Source organism: Falsihalocynthiibacter sp. S25ZX9 (genome assembly GCF_041205405.1).
In the GTDB taxonomy this organism is placed as follows: domain Bacteria; phylum Pseudomonadota; class Alphaproteobacteria; order Rhodobacterales; family Rhodobacteraceae; genus Falsihalocynthiibacter; species Falsihalocynthiibacter arcticus.
Map to the genome: position 1 here is coordinate 23,588 of NZ_JBGFCD010000019.1, position 22,305 is coordinate 45,892.

The 22,305-nt window shown below is 53.0% G+C and carries 21 protein-coding genes and 4 pseudogenes; 11 read left to right on the top strand and 14 right to left on the bottom strand.

Annotated features, from left to right (window positions below; translation table 11 throughout):
- Window positions 1–11: 11 nt before the first annotated feature.
- From AB9F29_RS18335 to AB9F29_RS18375, 9 genes and pseudogenes are all read right to left on the bottom strand, one after another.
- Entirely contained in the window at window positions 12–1,244 is a 1,233-nt protein-coding gene (locus AB9F29_RS18335) for an MFS transporter (RefSeq protein ID WP_335586986.1), read from the bottom strand.
- On the bottom strand, window positions 1,244–1,738 hold the full coding sequence (locus AB9F29_RS18340; RefSeq protein ID WP_369756722.1) for a hypothetical protein: 495 nt from the start codon (window positions 1,736–1,738) through the stop codon (window positions 1,244–1,246). Before AB9F29_RS18340 ends, AB9F29_RS18335 begins: the two co-directional genes overlap by 1 nt.
- Window positions 1,731–2,291 (bottom strand): annotated as a pseudogene (locus AB9F29_RS18345) (class I SAM-dependent methyltransferase); the annotation flags it as partial. The pseudogene AB9F29_RS18345 and the gene AB9F29_RS18340, both read right to left, overlap by 8 nt.
- Window positions 2,292–2,572: 281 nt before the next feature.
- Window positions 2,573–3,258 (bottom strand): annotated as a pseudogene (locus tag AB9F29_RS18350) (IS6 family transposase).
- A 148-nt stretch (window positions 3,259–3,406) separates the two neighbouring features.
- Window positions 3,407–4,429, bottom strand: a complete 1,023-nt coding sequence (locus tag AB9F29_RS18355; RefSeq protein ID WP_369756723.1) for a LacI family DNA-binding transcriptional regulator — start codon at window positions 4,427–4,429, stop codon at window positions 3,407–3,409.
- A gap of 69 nt (window positions 4,430–4,498) precedes the next feature.
- Window positions 4,499–4,822: a hypothetical protein gene (locus tag AB9F29_RS18360; protein WP_369756724.1), complete on the bottom strand. Its 324-nt coding sequence runs from the start codon at window positions 4,820–4,822 to the stop codon at window positions 4,499–4,501.
- Window positions 4,819–5,703, bottom strand: a complete 885-nt coding sequence (locus AB9F29_RS18365) for an NAD(P)-dependent oxidoreductase (protein WP_369756725.1) — start codon at window positions 5,701–5,703, stop codon at window positions 4,819–4,821. Before AB9F29_RS18365 ends, AB9F29_RS18360 begins: the two co-directional genes overlap by 4 nt.
- Window positions 5,694–6,203: a gluconokinase gene (locus AB9F29_RS18370; RefSeq protein ID WP_369756726.1), complete on the bottom strand. Its 510-nt coding sequence runs from the start codon at window positions 6,201–6,203 to the stop codon at window positions 5,694–5,696. Before AB9F29_RS18370 ends, AB9F29_RS18365 begins: the two co-directional genes overlap by 10 nt.
- Window positions 6,200–6,967, bottom strand: coding sequence for an SDR family oxidoreductase (locus AB9F29_RS18375; RefSeq protein ID WP_369756728.1), 768 nt, complete (start codon window positions 6,965–6,967; stop codon window positions 6,200–6,202). The genes AB9F29_RS18370 and AB9F29_RS18375 overlap by 4 nt, the downstream gene beginning before the upstream one ends.
- Window positions 6,968–7,121: 154 nt before the next feature.
- Between AB9F29_RS18375 and AB9F29_RS18380 the strand changes: the two genes are divergently transcribed.
- Together AB9F29_RS18380 and AB9F29_RS18385 are read left to right on the top strand one after the other, a co-directional pair.
- Window positions 7,122–8,069 carry a 2-hydroxyacid dehydrogenase gene (locus AB9F29_RS18380; RefSeq protein ID WP_369756729.1) on the top strand — a complete coding sequence of 316 codons (948 nt, stop codon included), beginning with the start codon at window positions 7,122–7,124 and terminating at the stop codon, window positions 8,067–8,069.
- Between the two features lies 1 nt (window position 8,070).
- Window positions 8,071–9,102 carry an L-idonate 5-dehydrogenase gene (locus AB9F29_RS18385; RefSeq protein WP_369756730.1) on the top strand — a complete coding sequence of 344 codons (1,032 nt, stop codon included), beginning with the start codon at window positions 8,071–8,073 and terminating at the stop codon, window positions 9,100–9,102.
- Here AB9F29_RS18385 and AB9F29_RS18390 read toward each other — a convergent pair.
- Window positions 9,089–9,946, bottom strand: coding sequence for an NAD(P)-dependent oxidoreductase (locus tag AB9F29_RS18390; RefSeq protein WP_369756731.1), 858 nt, complete (start codon window positions 9,944–9,946; stop codon window positions 9,089–9,091). The genes AB9F29_RS18385 and AB9F29_RS18390 overlap by 14 nt on opposite strands.
- Window positions 9,943–10,359: a heme-binding protein gene (locus tag AB9F29_RS18395; RefSeq protein WP_369756732.1), complete on the bottom strand. Its 417-nt coding sequence runs from the start codon at window positions 10,357–10,359 to the stop codon at window positions 9,943–9,945. The genes AB9F29_RS18390 and AB9F29_RS18395 overlap by 4 nt, the downstream gene beginning before the upstream one ends.
- A 675-nt stretch (window positions 10,360–11,034) precedes the next feature.
- Here AB9F29_RS18395 and AB9F29_RS18400 point away from each other — a divergent pair.
- Genes AB9F29_RS18400 through AB9F29_RS18410 form a run of 3 tightly spaced genes read left to right on the top strand, consistent with a single transcriptional unit; the run spans window position 11,035 to window position 13,798 of the window.
- Window positions 11,035–11,520: a TRAP transporter small permease gene (locus AB9F29_RS18400; RefSeq protein ID WP_369756733.1), complete on the top strand. Its 486-nt coding sequence runs from the start codon at window positions 11,035–11,037 to the stop codon at window positions 11,518–11,520.
- Complete coding sequence (locus AB9F29_RS18405; protein ID WP_369756734.1) at window positions 11,517–12,797, top strand: TRAP transporter large permease subunit; 1,281 nt, start codon at window positions 11,517–11,519, stop codon at window positions 12,795–12,797. Before AB9F29_RS18400 ends, AB9F29_RS18405 begins: the two co-directional genes overlap by 4 nt.
- 23 nt (window positions 12,798–12,820) lie before the next feature.
- Complete coding sequence (locus tag AB9F29_RS18410) at window positions 12,821–13,798, top strand: DctP family TRAP transporter solute-binding subunit (protein WP_369756735.1); 978 nt, start codon at window positions 12,821–12,823, stop codon at window positions 13,796–13,798.
- Between the two features lie 87 nt (window positions 13,799–13,885).
- Here AB9F29_RS18410 and AB9F29_RS18415 read toward each other — a convergent pair.
- The 3 genes and pseudogenes from AB9F29_RS18415 to AB9F29_RS18425 form a co-directional block, all read right to left on the bottom strand.
- A pseudogene (locus AB9F29_RS18415) lies at window positions 13,886–14,510 on the bottom strand (transposase).
- A 162-nt stretch (window positions 14,511–14,672) separates the two neighbouring features.
- A pseudogene (locus AB9F29_RS18420) lies at window positions 14,673–15,381 on the bottom strand (IS6 family transposase).
- A gap of 63 nt (window positions 15,382–15,444) precedes the next feature.
- Window positions 15,445–16,098: a GntR family transcriptional regulator gene (locus tag AB9F29_RS18425; protein ID WP_369756736.1), complete on the bottom strand. Its 654-nt coding sequence runs from the start codon at window positions 16,096–16,098 to the stop codon at window positions 15,445–15,447.
- Window positions 16,099–16,253: 155 nt separating this feature from the next.
- On the opposite strand from AB9F29_RS18425, the gene AB9F29_RS18430 reads away from it, so the two are divergent.
- The 6 genes from AB9F29_RS18430 to AB9F29_RS18455 all read left to right on the top strand — a co-directional run bounded on the left by AB9F29_RS18430 (window position 16,254) and on the right by AB9F29_RS18455 (window position 22,252).
- Window positions 16,254–17,237 (top strand): TRAP transporter substrate-binding protein, encoded by a 984-nt coding sequence (locus AB9F29_RS18430; RefSeq protein WP_369756737.1) that lies wholly within the window; start codon window positions 16,254–16,256, stop codon window positions 17,235–17,237.
- 62 nt (window positions 17,238–17,299) lie between these two features.
- Window positions 17,300–17,866 (top strand): TRAP transporter small permease, encoded by a 567-nt coding sequence (locus tag AB9F29_RS18435; RefSeq protein WP_369756738.1) that lies wholly within the window; start codon window positions 17,300–17,302, stop codon window positions 17,864–17,866.
- Window positions 17,863–19,143: a TRAP transporter large permease gene (locus AB9F29_RS18440; protein ID WP_369756739.1), complete on the top strand. Its 1,281-nt coding sequence runs from the start codon at window positions 17,863–17,865 to the stop codon at window positions 19,141–19,143. Before AB9F29_RS18435 ends, AB9F29_RS18440 begins: the two co-directional genes overlap by 4 nt.
- Window positions 19,140–20,159 carry a 4-hydroxythreonine-4-phosphate dehydrogenase PdxA gene (locus AB9F29_RS18445; protein ID WP_369756740.1) on the top strand — a complete coding sequence of 340 codons (1,020 nt, stop codon included), beginning with the start codon at window positions 19,140–19,142 and terminating at the stop codon, window positions 20,157–20,159. Before AB9F29_RS18440 ends, AB9F29_RS18445 begins: the two co-directional genes overlap by 4 nt.
- 12 nt (window positions 20,160–20,171) lie before the next feature.
- Window positions 20,172–21,347 carry an L-rhamnonate dehydratase gene (locus tag AB9F29_RS18450; RefSeq protein ID WP_369756741.1) on the top strand — a complete coding sequence of 392 codons (1,176 nt, stop codon included), beginning with the start codon at window positions 20,172–20,174 and terminating at the stop codon, window positions 21,345–21,347.
- Complete coding sequence (locus AB9F29_RS18455; RefSeq protein WP_369756742.1) at window positions 21,344–22,252, top strand: dihydrodipicolinate synthase family protein; 909 nt, start codon at window positions 21,344–21,346, stop codon at window positions 22,250–22,252. The genes AB9F29_RS18450 and AB9F29_RS18455 overlap by 4 nt, the downstream gene beginning before the upstream one ends.
- Window positions 22,253–22,305: the final 53 nt, after the last annotated feature.

Consider the following 22,305-nt stretch of genomic DNA (forward strand, 5'->3'; position numbering starts at 1 on the left):
CCCTTCTCAAGTCAGTTTCCTCTGACAGTGCCCTCTGTTGGTAAAGTCAGAACAAAGCCAAAGGCAATAAGTTTGAGAGCACATGGAAGGGCGACATAGGCGAAAGTCAGTGTTGACAGAGCTTCTGGGCTATTGCTTTGACCAGGGGTAAAGCCGCTTTGTTCCAGAAGCGGCAATACGGTGAAAGCCGCCAGTGCGAGCCCAAGTTTTCCGGCAAATGACCAAATGCCAAACGCCGCCGATGCATTCAGCCCGGCCTTTGTCAAAGCAACGGAAAACATAGTGGGCAGGACGACCATGTCAGCCCCCAAGGCGGCACCAGACGCAACGCAAATGATCGCAAATCCAACCGCATTCCCTGGCGCCAGAAAACCCGCGCCAACGAAGCCAGCAATTGCAAGCGGCATCGCGATCGTCAAGATCGTCTTACTGCCGAAGCTTTGGCTAAGTGCTGCCCAAAGCGGGACGCTTAATCCGGCGCACAGAAAAAACAGAACCAAGAAACCACCGGCTTTTCCGCTAAGTTGCAGACGATCTTCGACAAAAAACAGGAACAAGGTCGAGGTCAACGCCACAGGCATGCTATTGGCCAATGCCAGCGCCAAAAGCTTCAAAGCCCCGGCTTTGGCTAGGCCAGACACAGAAATGCCCTCCCCTAAGATTGGGGTGCGGCGCCAGATCGGAAAAGTTACAATCGCGGCGAAAACAGCGATGGCACCCAGCAAGAAACCAAAGGCTGGGTATCCTAAACCCTTAGCTCCCAATCCGACAAAAATAGCTGGGGCGATCGCTGCAATCACAACGCCGCCCAGCATCCCGCCTTCGCGAAAGGCGGCAAGCGTCAACAATTCGCGCGGGTCAGGACGTTTGGCCAGTGTCGCACTTCGGCCATACAACAAGATAATCCCAAGGCTATAGGATGAGAAGAGCAGGATCAGGATGGCCACTAATTCTGTCGTCGCCATGGGGCCCGGGGTGATCGAGAAAAGCAGCGGAAAGCCAATTGCAAGCCCGCCTGCCGCAAGCATGGCAAACATCGTTTGCGCGTTTGGCCAGCGATCAATGGCCCAGCCAATCAACGGATCCTGAACCAGATCAATCAGGCGGATCAACAGCAAGACTGTCCCGATCACACCCAATCCGATACCAAGATTGATCGACGCAAACCGTGGTAAATGGATGTACAGAGGGATGCCAGCCGCGGCCAGCATCAATGCGTAAAGGCTGACGCGCGGGTAAACCATCATTCACCTTTTAACTTGCGGGTAAAGGCCTTGGACCGGGTGTTTTGGCCAACAAAAATGGCCATAAATTGTTGCTTGAGCTGAGGGTGCGTAAGGGTGCACACACGCATGCCATTGCGCCAGAACCCGATCTGGTCCTGCCCACGCGACACTGCCAGATACTGATCCCCTTTGCTGACATCATCAAAGCACTGGCCAAGCTGCTCGCGCAGCGGCAACGGGTGCCCCAAACGGTCCAGCTCTTTAAGGGTTGATTCAACCAGATCTTTCTTGGTCAGATTGCGAAGATAATTCAGCTCGATTGCGAAATCTTGGCTCCAATCCAGCGGCGCACCGTCTGTTGTGTAAAGACGGGCTTGATAGAGCGGGAATCCCATGAACCGAAGAGTCGCCTCACCGCGAACTTGCAGCGTTGAAAGAACGGTTTTCACTGTCGACGCCTGCAAAAATGTCGGAACCGCCAAAACAACAAGGATCACAAGAGCCCTAAGCATGCGCCAGCTCCACTTGCACCACATTTGTATGGCTAACGGCAAACGAGGCCGCGCAAATTTCCATGCAATACTGCCAGTTTCGAAAGAAAGAGTCACCATACCCCAGTTCGGTGATTTTGCAATTCTGCGAAACCAGGCTTTCTGACCAAATTCTACAGGTTTTGGCATAGTCCTGGCCAAAGGCGAAACTGTCTCGGACCTCAAGGCCAACGTTTTTGGCCTGTTGGGAAATCACCCTGTCGGATAGCAAAATGCCCCCAGGAAATGCATACTGGCGGATATATTCGGACGAGGTTTTGTAGGTCTCAAAAAAACTGTCTTTGACGGTGATCGCCTGTAATACGACACGCCCGCCTTCGGCCAGATTGCGTTTCCACACATCGAAATAGCTGGGCCAATATCTTTCCCCGACAGCCTCGATCATTTCGATGGAGACGATGTTGTCAAATCGCCCATCGATGTCTCGATAGTCACGCAACTGGATGTCTGCGCGTCCTTCCAGACGGCAGACGGCATAGCTGTGCTGGCTTCGCGAAATGGTGACGCCAGATAGGATGCAGGCAAGCCCGCAATTCCGCCCCCAACAATGGCGATTTTCTTTCGGGGGCCCTCAGTTTGATCTAGCATTAGAACCTCTTTATCTTCTTGTATTTAGAGGGATACGCTGGGTATCACGGATTGGATCACCTATCCCTTGCAAAAATACTTATCGAATAAGGTGATCCGGATGGTTCGCGCGCGTGCCTGATCTATAATGATGGAACACAAACAATCTCAAACGGTGGTGTCAGACTAATTCGAACTCGTCTCAGCTAGGCTAGGATCCCTGCCCTTTTATGCCGCACAAAAGCCGCGCCACTCAGTAAGAGCCGCGTTGCGATTGGCTTTGAAATGAACTCTTTGCGATAGACTGCGATCCTGATTGAAGTGGTTGAAAACGGATGCGTGAACGGAAACAAATTTCTGCAAACTTCGCATTCGACGAAAGCGGTGCATCGCTCGCTCTCGTCGTCGGAACGGCAAGTGTGAATTCTCAGCGCGATTGTTTTTTGCAGCGTCCTGTTTCCTGTTTCGCCGCGTTACCAATCATCTTCATCGCGGCGCCGTATGAGCGAAGTTTGTCAGTGACTATAATCTCAGGCTGGCTGTACCGTTTCATCGCTTTCTTCATAAATTTAAGGGCTGTGCCCTCATCGCGGCGCTTGGTGACGTAACTTTCCAACACCTCACCTTCATGATCAACCGCTAGCCATAAGTAGTGACGTTCGCCGTTTACTTTCAAAACAAACCTCATCTAGGTGCCACTGCCATTGAGGCCAGGATCGCAATCGTTCCACTCGTTTCTTCCGTATCTCAGATGCAAACATTGGCCCAAACCGGTTCCACCAAAACCGAACCGTTTCGTGGAGTAAATCCTCCACGTTTCGAAGTGAGAGCGGAAACCGAACGTAAAGCATCACCGCTAGACGGATGATTTCAGGGCTCGTTTTGAAATAGCGAAAAGGGGAGTGTTTTGTCATGGCCCTAAGCTAGTTACTTACCCCGCCCCGCCCCGCGCAAGTCAGTTTCCTCTGACAACACCATGCTCCCTCTTGTCGAGATGGTTTTGAAATAGGTCCCGCCGTGTCGTCTTCTTGGCCATGTGCGGATGTATATGGACCCCGCCTTTCAGAAAGTGGCAAACTTAGTCGATGTAGATTGTGCTGGTTTCAGGACCGGAGTGATCATTTTGTTCCGCGCCGTTTCGGGAGACTTCAATAACTCCAACACCAGATCGGCGGCGCTCTCCCCGATTTCTTTCGACATCGGGTCAATAGTGGTCATTGTCGGCACGCAGACCTCAGCAATATCGTATGCCCCAAACCCAGCGATTGCGATTTGATGAGGAACAGCTATGCCGCGGCGTTGACACTCGGACAACGCGCCAAAACCCACAAGATCAGACACGCAAATCACCGCATTCGCATCAGGAAACCGTTCAAGTAATTCGCTCATCGCTTTTGCACCCTTTTGCATAGGACCTTGCGGCGCACCAGAACCGACCAAAAGATCAGTCGGCAATCCATGGCTCGCCATAGCCGCTTGAAAACCACGGCGCCGATCTTGTCCACGCGTGTCGCTTTCAGAATCGCCACCCATAAACGCAATACGCGTGCGCCCTTGCTGAACGAGATGATCTACAAGTAGCTGCATCGTATCTGCATTGGAAAACCCAACTACATGGCCAATTGGGCTATGCGGATTGTCCCATGTTTCAATGACAGGCACACCGGCCCCTATCAACATTTGACGGGCCTTGTCGGTGTGGTGTCCACCTGTGACGATTATCGCTTCAGGGCGACGGCGCAGGAATTGACCGATCAGCTGCTCTTCGCGCTCCAATTCATAATTAGTATGTCCTAGCAGCACCTGGTAGCCCGCTTGGCTAAGCTTGTTGGTCAGCGCCACAACGGTCGCGGCAAAATTGGCATTATTAAGGGACGGAATTGTCACCGCGATAAAATCACTGCGCTTGGTGCGAAGGTTCGCGGCTGTCATATCAAAAACGTAGCCAAGCCGGTTCGCCGTTTCGTGTATTTTTGCCCGAGTCGCAGCCCCCACAGAAGCCTCTTCCTTGAAAGCGCGACTGACCGTCATAACGGACAAGCCAGTAGCTCGCGCTACGTCTTTCATAGTTGGGCTACGCTTCATAGAGCTTCCTTATATGTGATCGATACCACTTCTGGCGAGTTCATCTCGGACTTGCAACCAAATCATGCGCTAACAAGCCTTGGTGGCAACATGGTGGTGGATCCGACCCTTAAAGAACCGCGGCAGCAATGCTTCTGTCGCTTTTTTACCCTCCGTCCTCGCGGGCGAATTCAACGCAGTGGTCACGGCGGTGAGATCATCGTAATCGATCTCCATGATCAAGGGGAATTCTGGCGCGCCAGGATCGGCCTCCTCGGTGAACGTTACACGCACTGCTCGTGCACCGGGGAATGCCTGCCACTTAGGCAAGAGTTCATCCATTATAGCTGCGCGAAACGCGTCCGTCTTTCCCGCGTGGATTGTTCCTTCAAACATTGCAAATCTCGTGATCATTCTGCCAACTCCTCTGGGCCATTGAAATATTCCATCAATGCCGCTTGATCCTCGCCGCCCAATCCGGCGGCCGTCAGCAGGCGGTGCACTTCGGCGCAAACGGCGGTCATCGGCATGGCGGTGTTGGTACGCCGCGCCAAATCTTGGGCGCCATTCAGATCCTTGACCATATTGTCTATTCGGCCTGTACGACGATAATCTTTGGCGACGTAACGGGGCATGTATTCTTGCAATATTGCGCTATCTGCGCGCCCACCTTTTAAGGCGATCGGGATTTTTGCCGCATCAACACCGGCATCAAGTGCCAATTTTGTAGCCTCAGCCACCGCCAGAAAGTTGAGCCCGCATAGAACCTGATTGATAAGTTTTGTTGTCTGCCCTGCTCCAACGGGCCCCATATGCGTGTAATTCGAAGCGACATGTTTCAGCACATTATGCGCGTCCGCGACGTCTTGCGCATCGCCGCCCGCCATCAACGTCAACTCTCCGATCAATGCCTTGGGTGCACCTCCCGATAGCGGACTATCGACCCAGCGCAACCCTATCTCTGATGCCTTCGCGGCAAGGTTCTTTGTTGCTTCGGGGTCAATAGAGGACATATCGATAATCAGTGTGCCGGGCTTAGCACCCTCCGCCACGCCAGCTTTGCCAAACACGGCGATGTCTACGATGCGCGGCGCATTAAGGCTGGTGATGACATAATCACTCGCAGCAGCGGCCGCGGCGGCAGACTCTGCGGCCACGGCGCCATGTGCGACCAATTCCGCGGCTTTGTCGGCATCTAGATCAAAGACTGTGAGCTGATTGCCGGTTTGTGCCAAACGGGTGCCAATCGCACCGCCCATGGCTCCTGCGCCAATTAATGCGACCTTTACTGACATTTTGTATCCTTATAAAAATGGGCGACCAGTTCGGCTACGATCGCATCCGGGCTCTGGGCAATATCGACTCTAACTGCGTTTTCATCCGGTGCGGGTGGTTCAAGAGTTGATAACTGACTGTCAAGCAAGGCAGGCGGCATAAAATGATCTGTACGCGCAGCCATCCGGCCCGCAATCACATCGCGAGTGCCGTCAAGATGCAGAAATGTGACGGCACCACGTGCAGCTCTGCGGATGATATCGCGATAGCTACGCTTGAGAGCAGAGCAAGCAACGACCAACGGAAGCTTGTGATCTACAAAGGTGCGTCCGACGGCAGCGAGCCATGGACCACGATCAGCATCGTCCAAAGGAATACCCGCTGCCATCTTTGTAATATTAGCAGCTGAATGCAGATCATCGCCATCTATAAAATCCGCACCCAACTGGACGGCAAATTCCGCCCCAATCGAAGACTTTCCGCAACCCGCTACACCCATGACCACGAAGCGTTTCATCATAGAGAAGCAGTGATGCCGCCATCCACAAACACTGTCGTGCCATTCACAAAAGAGGACGCGTCGGAGGTCAGAAAAATACACGCCCCAACCAGTTCTTTGACATTGCCCCACCGTCCTGCCGGCGTACGCTTTTCTAGCCACGAGGAGAATTCGGGATCTGCTACAAGAGCCGCATTCAAGGGCGTATCAAAATATCCAGGAGCCAAAGCATTGCATTGCAATCCATGCCGCGCCCAATCTGTCGCCATCCCCTTTGTGAGGTTCCCAACTGCCCCTTTCGTCGCCGTATATGGTGCAATTCCGGGGCGCGCGAGTGCGGTCTGAACGCTTGCGATATTCACAATTTTACCCTTACCACGTTTGATCATATGGTTCGCGCATGCCTGACCGACGTGAAACACGGATGCAATGTTGGTTTGCAGCATTTTTTCGAACATATCAGCTGGAAAGTCTTCAAGCATTTCGCGGTGCTGCATGCCTGCATTGTTTACTAGGATATCAATCGGGCCGGTTTCTGCCTCAAATTTATCAACAGCCGCGCGTACTCGAACATGATCCGTAGCATCAAAAGCAAGCACCTCAACTACCGCGCCGTCTTCCCGCAATCTCGCTGCAGCAGCGTTTAACTTGGCGGTGTCGCGCCCGTTCAGCACGATCGACGCGCCCGCAGATGCAAGGCCGCGCGCAAGGGCAAAGCCTATTCCCTGAGACGACCCCGTTATCAGAGCTCGCTTACCTGTCAGGTCAAACAATTGAAGGCCCATTTTTCGAATCCCTTTTAATATCAGTACCCAATTTATGTTATCGATAACAAATTTTGTCAATAGACCACTTAACAAACGAAGTTACGACTGGACGGCTCCAATTGTCTGATCTATGTTATCGATAACAAATTCAGTCGAACCGCAGGAGTGCACAATGACAAAACCAGATATTCTTCAGGTTGGTTACTATCCGGACTGGGACCAAGAACCGCTGGATGAAGCATTCAACATGCACAAATATTTCGAAGCTGATGACAAAGCTACATTCCTTGCCAAGGTAGGTCCAAGCATCAAAGGCATCGCAACGCGTGGTGAACTCGGGACCACGCAGGCCATGCTCGATGCGTGCCCCAATCTCCAAGTAGTTTCGGTTTACGGCGTTGGCTATGACGCGGTCGATGTGGCTGCCTGCACTGCACGCGGTATCCATGTAACAAACACGCCCGATGTGCTGACAAGCGACGTGGCCGACCTTGGCGTAGCGATGATGCTCGCCCAGTCGCGCGGCATGATCGGTGCATCCCAGTGGGTCCGTGACGGGTCTTGGGAGGCAAAGGGTCTGTACCCGTTGCAATCGCGCGTTTGGGGCAAAAAGGCCGGAGTCCTGGGCCTTGGGCGGATCGGGTTCGAGGTCGCTAAACGGCTCTCGGGTTTCAATCTCGACATCGCCTATAGTGATGTCAGCGCCAAAGGCTACGCGCCGGACTGGACGTTTATCGCAGATCCGATTGCACTCGCGAAACATGCGGATTTCTTGTTCGTAACCCTCGCTGCATCCACTGACACGCGCCATATCGTTGGCAAAGAAGTATTGGATGCCCTTGGGCCTGATGGCATGGTCATTAACATCTCACGTGCGGCCAACATCGACGAAGAGGCACTGTTAATTGCGCTGGAAAACAAGACCGTCGGTGCCGCTGCATTGGACGTGTTTGAAGGCGAGCCGGCCTTGAACCCACGTTTTCTTGCGTTAGACAACGTGATGGTCCAACCGCACCACGCGTCTGGCACCTTTGAAACACGCAAAGCAATGGGTAAGCTGGTGCGTGACAACCTGATTGCGCATTTCGCAGGCAATCCACTTTTGACGAAGGTAAATTAGGATGAAATCGCTTGTCATTCACGCAGCAAATGATCTGCGCATCGAAGACCATGACATCACCCCACCCGCCAGCGGCGAGGTACAGATCACCATGGCCATTGGAGGTATTTGCGGCACCGATTTACACTATTATAACCACGGTGGGTTTGGCGTCATCAAGCTGCGCGAGCCGATGGTACTTGGACATGAAGTCGCCGGACACATCACAGAACTAGGCATTGGTGTTGAACACCTAAAGCTTGGCCAACTTGTAGCCATTTCCCCGTCGCGGCCCTGCAATACATGTAAGTTTTGCCTAGAGGGCGCGCAAAACCAATGCCTGAACATGCGTTTCTATGGCTCAGCCATGCCATTCCCGCATATCCAAGGCGCGTTCCGCCAAGTGTTGAATGTTAGTGACAGCCAATGCGCAGTCGCAGACGGCATAACTCCGGGCGAAGCCGCAATGGCTGAACCACTTGCCGTTTGCCTGCACGCGACGCGGCGGGCGGGCAACTTGGTCGGGAAGTCAGTGCTGGTGACTGGCTGTGGCCCTATTGGCATCCTGTCCATCCTATGCGCCCGTCGCGCCGGTGCGGACCTGATTGTGGCAACAGATCTGAGTGATTACACACTACAAATGGCGCGCGCTGCGGGAGCAGATAAAGTTATCAACATGGCGCAAAATCCCGATGGATTGGCAGAGTTCACACCGGACAAAGGCACGTTCGACGTCTTGTATGAATGCACGGGTGCGGCCCCCGCGCTGGCGGCAGGCATTCACGCGATGCGCCCGCACGGCACGATCATGCAGCTTGGGCTTGGCGGGGACATGACCCTACCGATGATGGCTATCACGGCTAAAGAGCTGTCACTCAAGGGGTCGTTCCGGTTTCATGATGAATTCCAAACCGGTGTCAGTTTGATGCAAAAAGGGTTGATCGACGTGAAGCCGCTGATCACGCACACCGTCAGCATTGATGATGCTGTTGCAGGGTTCAAGCTGGCGTCAGATCGCACGCAGACGATGAAAGCACAGATTAGTTTCGCTTAAGGTCCAGCCATTCATAATAGGCGGAGTGGTCTTTCTCGCCGCCGTTATGGACTTCAACAAAATCGCGAAACCCTGCTGTGATCGTTTCTGAAAGTGGCAAAGACAGACCCGCTGTATGTGCCAAGGTCATCGCGTTGTTGAGATCTTTAAGTTGCGCGACAGAGCGACCACCGGGGGTAAAATTACCCTCGACCATGCGTGCACCGTGCAGATCAAGGATACGACTATCGGCAAACCCGCCACGCAGGGCGTCGCGCAACGCAGCCTTGTCACACCCCCCTGCCTCGGCCAATCGCATAGCCTCAGCCACCGCGCCAATCGTGGTTGCGACGATCAATTGGTTGGCCAATTTCGCGACCTGCCCTGCGCCTACTTCCCCCAAATGCGTTGCCCGACCAAGCAAATTAAAAACAGGGGTTGCACGTAGGAATGAAGCCTTTGAGCCACCAACCAAGATCGCGAGACTTGCGGCCTCGGCACCCGTCACGCCGCCTGACACTGGCGCATCCAGGTAGGCCAACCCGATACTTTCGCTTTGCCTTGCCAGTGCCCGATCTGTGTCAGGATCAACGGATCCCATATCTATGATTAGCCCACCTTTCGCCGCAGCGTGCATCGTAAGGTTATCCAAAACTGCGCGCGTTGCAGGACCATCCAATAGCATGGAAATCACGCACTCCGCACCTTTTACAGCTTCCTGCGGAGTTGCACGGACATTACATACATCCCCAAGGGCCTTCGCCTTGTGCTCACTGCGATTCCACACGGTCACGTCGTGCACAGCGGCCAAATGGCGTGCCATGGGCGCACCCATTAATCCGGTGCCGAGAAACGCAATTTTCATATGTCAGCACCGATTGAATTCAGCGCCGCCACTGCGACCTCAATGTCTTGCTGACCTGTGCCCGACCCGACACCGATCCCTCCCAGCACAACGCCATTTACAATAATCGGCAAACCTCCGGGTAAGCCAGTCATGTGGCCGCCTGTCGCGACCCCAATTGCTGGGCGTACGCTCTCCGGAATATTGGATGAAGCTCCACCGGTCGATGCAGCTGTCAACGCCTTAGCTTTTGCCGACTTGCGGCTCAGAAACTTGGCACCCGTCATCCGGATTTCCGCAATCAACTGCCCGCTGGCATCGACAATAACAATACATTGCGGCTGGCCCATCTGTTCAGCGGCTTCCACACCCGCTGTAAGCATCCCCATCGCTCCCCGATGGGTGAGCAATTTGGTGTCCATAGTTGCAATCATAATAGCCTTCTTTCGTTTTGAAGATGCGAGCAGTTATCGATAACACTTACCCAGACTAGGAAATAAAACACAAATGTCATTTCACAAAAACCATGGCAAGTGTGTGACCGCAATGTCTGGGTCGCATCGGTCAAGTTTCTCGCAACTAGGACGAACTGGTTCAGTATCTGAACTGTTTACTTTTCTCGGACCATCACAATGACAGAATCATACGCTACGCGCCCGTTACAGGTTTGTTGACATTTGGCAGGCCGCCCAGCTTCGACAATGGCTAAACCCGTACCGCGTGGGGCGCTTGGTCTCGTGGTGACATTGAACCCACCGCGTGCCGCATGGATAGCCAAGTAAAAACGCCGATTGTTGCATCCCCGCCTAGCTTTTCCTTTCAAACCTTGCCTCGGAGACAGGTAAAGACACATACTTTTCACTTTACCAACTTGCCCGAAGGTGACTCCACCTGATCGGATTGAGGCGATCAGGTTCCCAGTGCGCCCTCCCCTTAGTTAAAATGAAAACTATGGTTATTGACAGAAAGTTGTTGCAAGTGTTATCGATAACATTCAATATGTGTTATCGATAACATATCTTGGGACATTTGCAATCCCAACTATAGTATTCGATTATTCGACTCTGGCGCCTGATTTAGCCTGTTGAAATTTGCTTTGGGAGGAGCGCATGAGTAAACTTGCCGAAAGGTTATGGAACTCCATTGAAGCCGTAATAGCGGTTCTTATGATTGTCATGATCGCTCTTGTTTTCACAAATGTGGTATTGCGCTACGGCTTTTCGTCAAGTTTGCGGCCTTCAGTCGAGTTATCAAGAATGTGCTTTGTATGGGTAGTCATGCTTGGCGCGGTGGTCGTATTGCGACGTGATGAACATCTCGCAGTGACTGAAATATCAGATGTTCTTTTTCCTCGTGCCGTCCCCTTTCTGCGACGCCTCGGTTGGGTAATTATCTTGTTCGCCGTTGGTATGCTGTTTTGGGGGTCGTTCCGCCAAATGATGGCCAATTGGAACAATATTTCACAACTTACTGGGCTGCCTTCAGGGCTCTTCTATGCAGCCGGCGTTATTTCTGGTGGCTTGATGGCCTTCGTAGCAGCCGTGCGAATTTTCTATCCCGATGCGTTCGCCACTAAAGATGGACCCACACTATGACTCTGGCAATTTTCCTCAGTGTTCTGCTGTTCTCGATCATGCTTCGATTGCCCGTCGCGTTCGCACTGTTGTTGTCGTCTATCGCGCTCATGTTTTACATGGATACGTTCAGCGTTGATATTCTTGCACAGTCGCTGATCAACGGTGTAGATAGTTTTCCGCTGCTAGCGATTCCATTCTTCCTTGTGGCGGGCGAGGTTATGTCCGTTGGTGGCCTCTCGACGCGTATTGTGCGGATGGCGACGATGTTTGTTGGGCACCGTAAGGGTGGCTTGGGGTACGTTGCGATTTTCACTTCGGTCTTGTTGGCCGGTCTCTCTGGATCGGCTGTCGCCGATGCCGCCGCTTTGGTTAGCATTCTGTATCCGATGATGAAACAAGCCGGATATCCAGAAGGACGCTCTATGGGCTTGCTGGCGTCTGGTGGTATCATTGCCCCAGTTATTCCACCCTCACTGCCACTGATCTTGGTCGGTGTTGCGGGCGGAATTTCGATTAAGGATTTGTTCTTGGGTGGGATTGTCCCTGGGCTACTGATGGGGCTAACGCTTATTCTGGTCTGGTCTATTCTTGTACGTAACGAGGATCTGCCTGTTGCACCCAAGGCCCCGTTGGCCGAAAAAATGGCCTCGTTGCGTGAAGGCATTTGGGCACTCCTGATGCCTGTTATCATCATCGGCGGTATTCGGTTTGGAGTCTTCACCCCCACAGAGGCTGCGGTTGTCGCTGCGGTTTATGCGCTCGTTATCTCCACGTTTGTTTATCGAGAGATGACTTGGAGCAAGTTTTATTTGGTACTGAAAAATTCTGGACGCGCAACTGCAATGGTCATGTTTCTTGTCGGCTGCGCTATGGTTGCGGCATGGCTCATTACTGTGGCGCAGTTGCCGCAACAGCTGGCAGTACTGCTTGGGCCATTTATCGATAATCCGCGCACTCTGATGCTGTTGATTATGTTGCTGGTTTTGGCCGTCGGCATGGTCATGGATCTGGCGCCTACCGTGCTTATCCTTGTGCCGCTGCTGATGCCTGTCATTAAATTGGCGGGGATCGATCCAGTCTATTTCGGGCTGATGTTCGTGATCAATTGTTCCATTGGATTGATCACGCCACCAGTCGGCAATGTTCTGAATGTTGTTTGTGGTGTTGGCCGCGTGCCAATGTCCAAGGCTGTCAAAGGGGTGCTCCCTTTCATAGCTGCATATTTGGTGCTCTTGGGGCTGTTCATAGCTTTCCCGGACATCATAATCGTGCCGATGAAATTCATCACCGGCTAAATTGTCCTCGGAGGAGAAAACAAGTGAAATCTTTTATGAAACCAATGGTGCTTGCTGGCACAATGATTTTTGGCGCTACATTCGCTACAGCTGAAACAACGCTAAAGTTGGCGCACGCAGCACCGGAATCCGACCTCCAGCAAACAATGTCTCTGTTCTTCAAAGAGCAAGTCGAAGCACGCACGGACGGCAACGTCATGGTCAACATTTTCCCATCCGGTCAATTGGGCAACGATGCACAGATGATTGACGGAATTCGTTCCGGCATTATCGATTTGGCAATGGTTGGGTTGAACAACTACTCCGGTTTAATGCCTGAGTCCGCAGCTTTCACTTTGCCTTTCATGTTTCCAACCCGCGAAGCGGCCTATCAGGTTCTAGACGGACCGGTCGGTCAAGGCGTACTGGATCAAATGGGTGAATTTGGTCTTAAAGGTCTAGGTTTTCCAGAAAACGGCTATCGCAACATGACCAACAATCGCGGCCCAATAAAAGTACCAGCTGATGTTGCGGGCCTCCAAATGAGGGTTAACAACTCTATCGCGCTCAACGACATGTTCTCGGCCCTTGATGCAAACCCTCAGCAAATTCCAGTAGCCGAACTATACACCGCCTTGGAAACTGGTGTTGTCGACGCGCAGGATCACCCGATTGGTGTGACTCTTTCGTTTAAGTTCTATGAAGTGCAGAAATTCCTCAGCCTGACCCAGCACGCCTATTCACCGTTGGCACTTGCGATGAATAATAATGCTTTTGAAGGTTTGTCAGCAGATGAACAGACGGTTATTCTTGAGGTGGCAGCAGAAGCCGTTGCGATGCAGCGCGAGTTGAGCATCGCGAAAGAAGACGAAATGCTTGCCGCACTGGAAGCCGATGGAATGACAATCAACCGCGACGTTGATGGAAACGCATTTCAAGAGGCGATTAAACCAGTTTGGGAAGCCTTTATCGAAACCAATGGTGACGGCCTTGTGAACGCTATCCTTGAAGCTTCTAACTAAGTCAATTTCTTAATCTTTGGACCCCGCCGACACTCGGCGGGGTCCAATTTGTTTGGAAACACAAACTTTGCCTAGGGTCAGGACTCGTTAAATCCAAAATATCACGATTTCTGCGATGCATATTGAGGAGAAAAAAGTGTGTGCACAGCGGTCATATCGAGTTGATATACGCCTCCAGTCTTTGAGTTTATCGAACATGTTTTCGACCTTATGCCTCTGTTTATGCGAAGCCTTATTGTATTCTATCAGACGCTTTCGGTTCCTCCTTAAGGGAATGCAGGGGGCTATCCCTTTGTCCAGTAAGCCATCCCTGAACCAGTCCGCGTCGTAACCTCGATCAGCAAGGAGGTGCTTGGCCGCCGGGAAATCGGCCAGCAATAGTTCGGCCCCTTTTTTTGGAGGCTGCAAGCGGTACGATGCGCCTTGAGGTGCGTCGCGTCTATCTGCAATTGTTTCGGCGTGTCCTGAGATGATAAGGCTTTAAAATATTATTAAATACGCCTAACCTGCTCCAGCGGATGAAGCGATTATACAGGGTCTTATGCGGGCCGTATTCGGGGGGAGCATCCCGCCACTGCAACCCACGTTTCAGGACATGGATGATGCCGCTCAGAACGCGCCGATCATCAACCCGTGGCACCCCGTGCGAACGCGGAAAGTAGGGTTTAATACGTTCGATCTGTGTTTCTGAAAGCCAATAATTATCCGACATGTTGCTCTCCTGAGTTTGGAAAGCATTGATTCAGAACATCAGATCTAATGCAAGAAATTAATAGGTCCTGACCCTAGACTTGGAACTGTCGGATTATAGCCCTCACCAGGTGGTGTCAGACTAATTCGAACTCGTCTCAGCTAGGCCAGTACCCCTGCCCTTTTATGCCGCACCAAATTGGCGCCATTCGCTAAGAGCAGCGTCGCGATCAAGCTTGAATTGGACTCTTTGCGAAAGACTGCGATCCTTATTGAAGTGGTTGAAAACCGACGCGTGGACGGAGGTAAATTTCTGCAAACTTCGCATCCGACGAAAGCGGTGAGACACTCTCTCTCGTTGTCGAGAAGGTGGGTGAGAATTCTTGGCGCGACTGTTTTTTCCAGCGCCCTGTTTCTTGTCTGACCTCATTTCCGATGATCTTCATTTCGGCACCATACGAGCGCAAATTGTCCGTGACGACGACTTCGTGGTGGCCGTACCGTTTCATAACTTTCTTCATTAATTTAAGGGCCGCTGACCTGCCGCGACTCTTGGTGACAAAGCTTTCCAACACCCCGCCCTCGTGATCGATCGCTTGCCAAAGTCAATGGCGCTTACCGATAATTTTCACAATAACTTCGTCTAAGTGCCATCGCCAATTTGAATAAGTATATAGTTGCCGGGCGAGCCTCCGGCGGATTTCCGAGGCGAAAATTTGACAAAAACGGCTCCACCAAAACCGAATGGTTTCCTGGCTCAGGTCGATACCGCGTTCATGCAGCAAGTCTTCAACATTTTTGAGAGAGAGCAGAAACCTGACATTCATCATCAAAGCAAGGCGAATGATCTCTGAACTGGTTTCGAAGTAGCGAAAGTGAGAGCGTTTTGTCATACTTCGATGCTAGGAAACCACCCTAACCTTCACAACCATTTTTCCTTTGACATCACCCCTGATTTAGATGCTGTCCTTCACGCGTTCCCAAGTTTTATTAAGATGGCTTGCCATAGCTTCACCCAAACGCTTCCCATCCTTGTCCTTCAACGCGCGTACCATTTCTTCGTGATCGGCTACGGCCCCAGCCCAAGAGTCGGGCTCTTGGTTGCCGATGTAGCGAATGCGCTTCAATCTTGCCTGAATGTTCGCCTGCATGTCCTGTAGGGTTTCGTTTTTTGACAGCACCGCAAGTCGCGAGTGAAATTCCTGGTTCATTTTATAATACGGCATCCGTTCGCGGGTACGGTAGCAGTTCATCATAAGGTTGTGCAGATCGACTAGGTCAGCGATCTCGTCGTCGCTTGCGCGTTCACAGGCAAGTTCGCCGGCCAGCTTTTCAAGATTGGCAAGCACTTCCAGCATGGAAAATACATCGGTGGGCGTCAACTTTCGCACCATGCTGCCCTTGGACGGCCGAACTATCACCAACCCTTCGGCAGCCAGAGTGCGCAAAGCCTCGCGAAACGGTGTGCGTGAAACGCCAAGTTCTTCGATGAGGTAGGCCTCATCGATTCGACTTCCTGGCTCCAGTGTACCTTCGATGATTAGGTCGCGAACACGGCTAACCACCTGATCATGGAGGGAGCGGTTGATAATAGCGATGTTCGACCCCATCCCTTAGCCCTCTGTTTTTAAGTATTTATTTTCGGTTACTTGCTGTGTGCTGATAATATCCAAAAATAACTTGATAGTCCATACCTGCTAAATGTATACAAAATACATGTAGCGGAAATGCAAACTCGCGTTCCGCAGGGAGAGGAGACCACCCAATGAAATTGCTTCGCAATGGCGTATCCGCCAGCTTGATGGTTTGTGCCGTGTCACTATCCGCCGCGCCGGTTGCCGCCGAGACCTACATCGTCGCGGTCGGTGCTGCATCGAACAGTCTTCAGGGACGCAGTGCGGCTAAGTTCGCCGAGGACCTGCAGACTAAGCTCGGTGATGCACATACAGTCGAATTCTATGCTGACGCACAACTTGGAGACGAAAAAGAGCTGTTGCAGAAGCTTCGGCTCGGCACGGTTCAGTTCACCTTGATTTCGTCCATCATGACCAACGTGGCACCCGAATTCGCGCTCTTCGACATGCCTTTCCTTGTTCAGGATCGCGCCCACCTCAAGTCGATCGACGCCGAGATCGTACAGAAAGACTTAGCTCCGAAAGCCGAAGACGCTGGCCTTAAAGTGCTGGCAACCTGGGAGAACGGATTCCGCCAGATCACCAACAATACACGCCCGATCAATACGCCAGCAGATCTTGCGGGACTTAAGATCCGTACTCCATCCTCTGAGTGGCGCGTCGCAATGTTTAAGGAATGGGGCGCCAATCCTACCCCGATGTCTTTCTCGGAAGTCTTCGTGGCTTTGCAGACGGGAACGATGGACGGGCAAGAAAATCCGCTGACCAACATCACCGGCGCCAATTTTCAGGAAGTTCAAAAATACCTGAGCCTCACTGGTCACGTCTATTCGCCGACCTACCTGACGTCCGGCCTTGAGTCCTGGAACAATCTGCCTAAGGACGTTCAGTCAGCGGTTAACAGCGTCGCCGCGTCTGTCCAAGACTGGTCGCTGGCGGAAGGTGAAACTGCTGACAATGAATTGGTGGACAAGGTTAAGGCCGCCGGAATGGAAGTTAACGAGGCCGACAAGAAAGCCTTCATCGAAGCGTCTGTGCCGATTTATAAGGCCTTCGCCGACCAAGTCGAAGGTGGTGACGCACTCGTGAGCCGCGCTCAAGCACTGGCCAACTAATTTACCAGTATCACGCCGGCTGGAGCATCCGGCCGGCCACTTCCGCATCTAAGGAGGCTTTCATGATGATCGCGAAATTCGAAAAAGTACTGTTGTGGATCATCGAGACAATCTGCTTAGCACTGCTGGTTTCATTGGCGTTGGCAGTCATCTATTCCACCACAATGCGCTACGTGGGTTTCTCGCCGTCTTGGTACGATGAGATTGCCAGCGTCCTGCTCGCCTGGCTCACCTATTTCGGCGCCACCTATGCGCTCTTCTTGCGCCAACACATGAGTTTCGGTGGCATCGTGACGGCGTTGCCAAAACACGCGGCTGTAGCTCTTGCGCTGTTCTCCGAGTTCCTTGTGATCGGTTTTTTCGCTGTTGTCGCCTGGTACGGGAACGCTGTGTTGGCCGTTGCCAAATGGGATTCGCTGCTCAGCATTCGGTGGATGACCCTCGACATCGTTCAGTCTGTCATCCCGATTTCCGCAGTGCTCATGATCATCGGCACATTGCTAACCATGCCGCGCGCGCTCAGAAATGCTGCGATGGGGATCGACGCCGATCATGCCGAAATCGAACAGGCCATCGCTGACGCGGAACGCGAAAACGCGAACACGACCCAAAAGGACGAATCCAAATGATACTGTTTTTTACCATGATCGCCTTGATCGGGCTTATTCTGATGAACGTGCCGATTGCCGTCGCCATCGGCATCGTCGCCCTAGGTGGACTTGTCCTTACACCAGGCGGCGCGACGTTCTACGATATGGCAATCGCACTATATTCAGGCGCCACGTCCTTCCCACTAATCGCCATCCCGCTTTTCATTCTTGCTGGAAACCTGATGAACACGTCGGGCATCTCGGTGCGGCTCATCAATTTCGTCGCGTCGCTGATCGGGTTTGTCCGTGGCGGCCTTGGCATGGTGAATATTGGCGTCTCGATGGTCTTTGCCGAGATATCGGGGTCGGCTGTCGCAGACGTCGCGGCCACCGGAACCGTCCTGATCCCAGAGATGAAGAAGCGCGGTTATTCCCGGACACTTGCCGCGGCGATCACTTCGTCGTCGGCATCACTGGCAATCATCATTCCGCCGTCAATCCCAATGATCCTCTATGGAGCCATTGCCGAAGTTTCGGTGCTAAAGCTGTTCGTGGCCGGTATCGTACCAGGCGTCCTAGGTGGGTTCCTGTTGATGGCGGTCACATATGTGTTGGCGGTCCGTTATGACCTGCCCCGTGCCGAAGCTTTTGATCTGTGCCACGTCTGGCGTTCCTTCAAAGAGGCCATCTGGGCCTTATTGATGCCGGTCATCATCCTTGGTGGCATCTTTTCAGGAATCGTGACAGCGACCGAAGGCGCGGGCCTAGCAGTGTTGGCCGCGCTGGTTATCGGGATTTTCATTTATCGCGATCTGGATGTTTGGCGCCTTCGTAAGGTCATGCTGGAAGGAGTCAGCCAGACAGGCGTGGTGATGTTGCTTGTAGCAACGTCGGCGGCGCTGGGGCTTTTCCTAACACAAGCGCAGGTCCCGCAACAGCTGGCACAGCAGATCACAGAGATGACAACCAATCCGCTGATCGTGCTGGCGCTTCTCAACCTTCTGCTGCTTGTGCTGGGCATGTTCCTGCATGGCGCGGCGGCAATCATTCTGGTCGTACCGGTCGTGATGCCCTTGGTCAACGCCGTCGGGATTGATCCTGTCCACTTTGGAATTATGGTCACGTTAAATCTCGCCATCGGCCAGCAAACGCCGCCGGTTGCTTCGGTTCTGATCACTTCGTGTTCCATCGCGAAGGCGGGAATTTGGGAAACGTCCCGTACTAACTTGCCGTTCATCGGCGTGCTCGCTTTCATTCTGTTGCTCGTCACTTACGTGCCACAGGTATCTCTCGCTCTAACGGAGATCATCAAATGACCGATCTGAAACCACGTATAGCCATTATTCCAGGGGATCCTTCCGGGATCGGACCGGAACTGATCGCCAAGCTGCTAAACCAAGAGGGCGTGATAGACGCCGCAAACATCCTACTGATCGGCGACGATCATATCTGGCAACAGGGCGCGGAACAGGCGGGCTTGAGCCTTGATCTGCAGCAAATAAACGAAGAGGCCATCACAACGCAGGTGAGCGTGAACTGGCTGCCGATGCAGACCATCGCCCCTTATGACGTGAAGATTGCAAATGTCACCATTGCCAGCGGCGCGTCCAGCCTGCGCTGCCTTGACAAGGCACTTGACCTCGCAATGGCAGGTAAAGTGGACGGGATCCTGTTCGGTCCGTTCAACAAATCAGCGCTGACCAGCGCGGGACTGAACGCGGAGGACGAACATCGCTACATAGCCCGCTATATCGGCTTCAAGGGTTATCATAGCGAGATCAATGTTCTGGACGATCTGATGACGACGCGCGTCACCAGCCATATCGGCTTGAAGGATGTTGCCGAACGGATAACGGCAGACGCGGTTGAAAAGGCGATTGCCTTGGCTGAAGACACGTTTCGTCGTGCCGGAAAAGTCAGGCCGCATATTGCGGTGGCTGCTCTGAACCCGCACGCGGGAGACAACGGCAAATTTGGCCGCGAGGAGATCGACATTCTGGAACCCGTCATAAAGGCCGCGCAAGCGAAGCAGAAGAACGTGACGGGCCCTTGGCCTTCGGACACTGTGTTTCTAAAAGCGCAACGAGGAGAAGTCGACGCGGTCGTCACAATGTACCACGATCAAGGACAAATCGCGATCAAGCTTTTGGGGTTCGATCGTGGCGTGACCGTGGCCGGCGGCCTTCCTATCCCAGTGGCCACACCGGCCCACGGAACAGCTTTCGACATTGCTGGTCAGAACAAGGCGAATGTTGGTGCCACACTCCAAGCGTTCAACCTACTTGTCCGCATGGCCCAAAATCATCGCGCAAGCCGCGCGGAAGCACAATAAGGATCAAATAGTATGACGAAAATTAAATCCGTACGTACGCGCGTTTGGAACTGGACCGGGCCTACGGTACCGCCGTCGGGCAATTTTTGCACCAACGCCTCAGATGCGCTCTGGATCAAGGGCGACGCTATGGCGTCCTTCCGGTTTCACCAGTGGCTGACGGTTGAAATCGAGACCGACGACGGCACCATCGGCATCGGCAATGCCGCCCTTGCACCGTCCGTGGTGAAGAAGGCAATCGACGACTGGTATACGCCACTGGTGATTGGCGAGGATCCATTTGATTACGCCTATATCTGGGAAAAAATGTATCGTCGCACCCATGCGTGGGGGCGCAAGGGTATCGGCATGACCGCGATCTCTGCAATCGATATCGCAATCTGGGATCTGATGGGCAAACTGGTGGGAAAACCCGTGTTCAAGCTGCTGGGTGGGCGCACCAAGGAAAAGATTCCAGTCTATTATTCCAAGCTCTACGCTGGTCCGATCGCCACCATGCAGGCCGAGGCCGAAGAGGCCATGAAGAATGGCTATACCGCCTATAAGTCACGCTTTGGCTACGGTCCTAAGGACGGAATGGCGGGGATGCGCGAGAACTTAAAACGCGTGGAAGCGCTGCGTGAGGTCATCGGATATGATAACGATCTCATGCTCGAATGCTACATGGGCTGGAATCTGGACTATGCCAAGCGGATGCTGCCGAAGCTCGCGAAGTACGAACCGCGCTGGCTGGAAGAACCAGTGATCGCGGATGACGTTGCGGGTTATGCCGAGTTGAATGCGATGAATATCGTACCCATTTCCGGCGGTGAGCACGAGTTCTCGATCATCGGCTGCAAGGACTTGATTGAGAAAAAAGCGGTTAGTGTTTTGCAATACGACACCAACCGTGTCGGCGGCATCACCGCGGCCCAAAAGATCAACGCCATCGCTGAGGCCGCGCAGATCCCAGTGATTCCTCATGCAGGCCAAATGCACAACTATCACTTAACCATGGCCAACACGAACTGCCCGATCAGCGAATATTTTCCGGCGTTTGACGTCGAGGTCGGCAACGAGTTGTTCTATTATATCTTCGATGGTGATCCCGTGGCGGTCGATGGGTTCCTACAACTAGATGACGAAAAGCCGGGACTTGGTATTTCCATTTCCGCCAAGCACCTCAAGCATTTCGAGATCACGGAATGAGCTGGACAGGTATCTGGCCAGTCGCGCCAACGCCGTTCAACGGCAATGGCACCCTCGATCTCGAGGGCATGAAACGCGTCCTTGACTGTTTGATTGATCAGGGGGCAGACGGAATCTGTATCCTCGCGAACTTCTCGGAGCAATTCCTGCTTTCGGATGCAGAGCGCGAAACGCTCTCGCGCCTGTGTCTCGAGCATGTCGCAGGCCGAGTGCCTGTGATCATCACGATTAGCCACTACGCCACTCAAATCGCAATTGAACGCGCGCGGTTTGCCAAGGATATCGGTGCGGACATCGTGATGATGATGCCGCCGTATCACGGTGCACTACTTAAGGGCACGCCCGAGCAGACCTTCGAGCAGTTTGCCGAGGTGGGAAAAGTCGGCATTCCGATCATGGTGCAGGATGCGCCCTTGTCTGGTGTAGACTTATCTGTGCCCCTGCTGGTGAGCATGGCGCGCGAGATCGAGATGGTGAAACTATTCAAGATCGAATGCCCACGCGCCGCAAACAAGCTACGTGCTCTGATTTCCGAAGGCGGAGATGCTATCGAGGCGCCGTTTGACGGCGAAGAAGCGATCACTCTGTTGGCCGATCTAGACGCAGGCGCAACGGGGTCGATGACTAGCGGAATGATCGTAGATCAGGTCAAACCGGTGATCACGCTGTTTCAGGCTGGTAATGTCACCGCATCGACCGAGGCCTATGGCCGCGTTGCCATGGCAATCAATCACGAGAACCGTCAATGCGGTTGGCAAAGCTGCAAGGCGGCAATGGTTGAGGGAGGCGTAATCGCGTCAGAGTTCTGTCGCCACCCGATCCCATCGATGCATCCGGCCATCCGTAGTCGGCTTATCGACCTATTAAGGCCTCTAGATCCGCTGGTACTGAAATGGGGCCACTAGACCGTAAAACAGTGAGGTAAGTCAAATTTGGGTGGTGTCAGACTAATTCGAAC

Coding starts and splice junctions, on each gene's coding strand:
- AB9F29_RS18365 (WP_369756725.1), bottom strand. CDS start 5,703: ATGTCAGTAAAGGTCGCATTAATTGGCGCAGGAGCCATGGGCGGTGCG.
- AB9F29_RS18435 (WP_369756738.1), top strand. CDS start 17,300: ATGATGATCGCGAAATTCGAAAAAGTACTGTTGTGGATCATCGAGACA.
- AB9F29_RS18390 (WP_369756731.1), bottom strand. CDS start 9,946: ATGAAAATTGCGTTTCTCGGCACCGGATTAATGGGTGCGCCCATGGCA.
- AB9F29_RS18430 (WP_369756737.1), top strand. CDS start 16,254: ATGAAATTGCTTCGCAATGGCGTATCCGCCAGCTTGATGGTTTGTGCC.
- AB9F29_RS18370 (WP_369756726.1), bottom strand. CDS start 6,203: ATGATGAAACGCTTCGTGGTCATGGGTGTAGCGGGTTGCGGAAAGTCT.
- AB9F29_RS18360 (WP_369756724.1), bottom strand. CDS start 4,822: ATGATCACGAGATTTGCAATGTTTGAAGGAACAATCCACGCGGGAAAG.
- AB9F29_RS18400 (WP_369756733.1), top strand. CDS start 11,035: ATGAGTAAACTTGCCGAAAGGTTATGGAACTCCATTGAAGCCGTAATA.
- AB9F29_RS18425 (WP_369756736.1), bottom strand. CDS start 16,098: ATGGGGTCGAACATCGCTATTATCAACCGCTCCCTCCATGATCAGGTG.
- AB9F29_RS18385 (WP_369756730.1), top strand. CDS start 8,071: ATGAAATCGCTTGTCATTCACGCAGCAAATGATCTGCGCATCGAAGAC.
- AB9F29_RS18340 (WP_369756722.1), bottom strand. CDS start 1,738: ATGCTTAGGGCTCTTGTGATCCTTGTTGTTTTGGCGGTTCCGACATTT.
- AB9F29_RS18450 (WP_369756741.1), top strand. CDS start 20,172: ATGACGAAAATTAAATCCGTACGTACGCGCGTTTGGAACTGGACCGGG.
- AB9F29_RS18375 (WP_369756728.1), bottom strand. CDS start 6,967: ATGGGCCTTCAATTGTTTGACCTGACAGGTAAGCGAGCTCTGATAACG.
- AB9F29_RS18405 (WP_369756734.1), top strand. CDS start 11,517: ATGACTCTGGCAATTTTCCTCAGTGTTCTGCTGTTCTCGATCATGCTT.
- AB9F29_RS18440 (WP_369756739.1), top strand. CDS start 17,863: ATGATACTGTTTTTTACCATGATCGCCTTGATCGGGCTTATTCTGATG.
- AB9F29_RS18335 (WP_335586986.1), bottom strand. CDS start 1,244: ATGGTTTACCCGCGCGTCAGCCTTTACGCATTGATGCTGGCCGCGGCT.
- AB9F29_RS18355 (WP_369756723.1), bottom strand. CDS start 4,429: ATGAAGCGTAGCCCAACTATGAAAGACGTAGCGCGAGCTACTGGCTTG.
- AB9F29_RS18455 (WP_369756742.1), top strand. CDS start 21,344: ATGAGCTGGACAGGTATCTGGCCAGTCGCGCCAACGCCGTTCAACGGC.
- AB9F29_RS18380 (WP_369756729.1), top strand. CDS start 7,122: ATGACAAAACCAGATATTCTTCAGGTTGGTTACTATCCGGACTGGGAC.
- AB9F29_RS18395 (WP_369756732.1), bottom strand. CDS start 10,359: ATGATTGCAACTATGGACACCAAATTGCTCACCCATCGGGGAGCGATG.
- AB9F29_RS18445 (WP_369756740.1), top strand. CDS start 19,140: ATGACCGATCTGAAACCACGTATAGCCATTATTCCAGGGGATCCTTCC.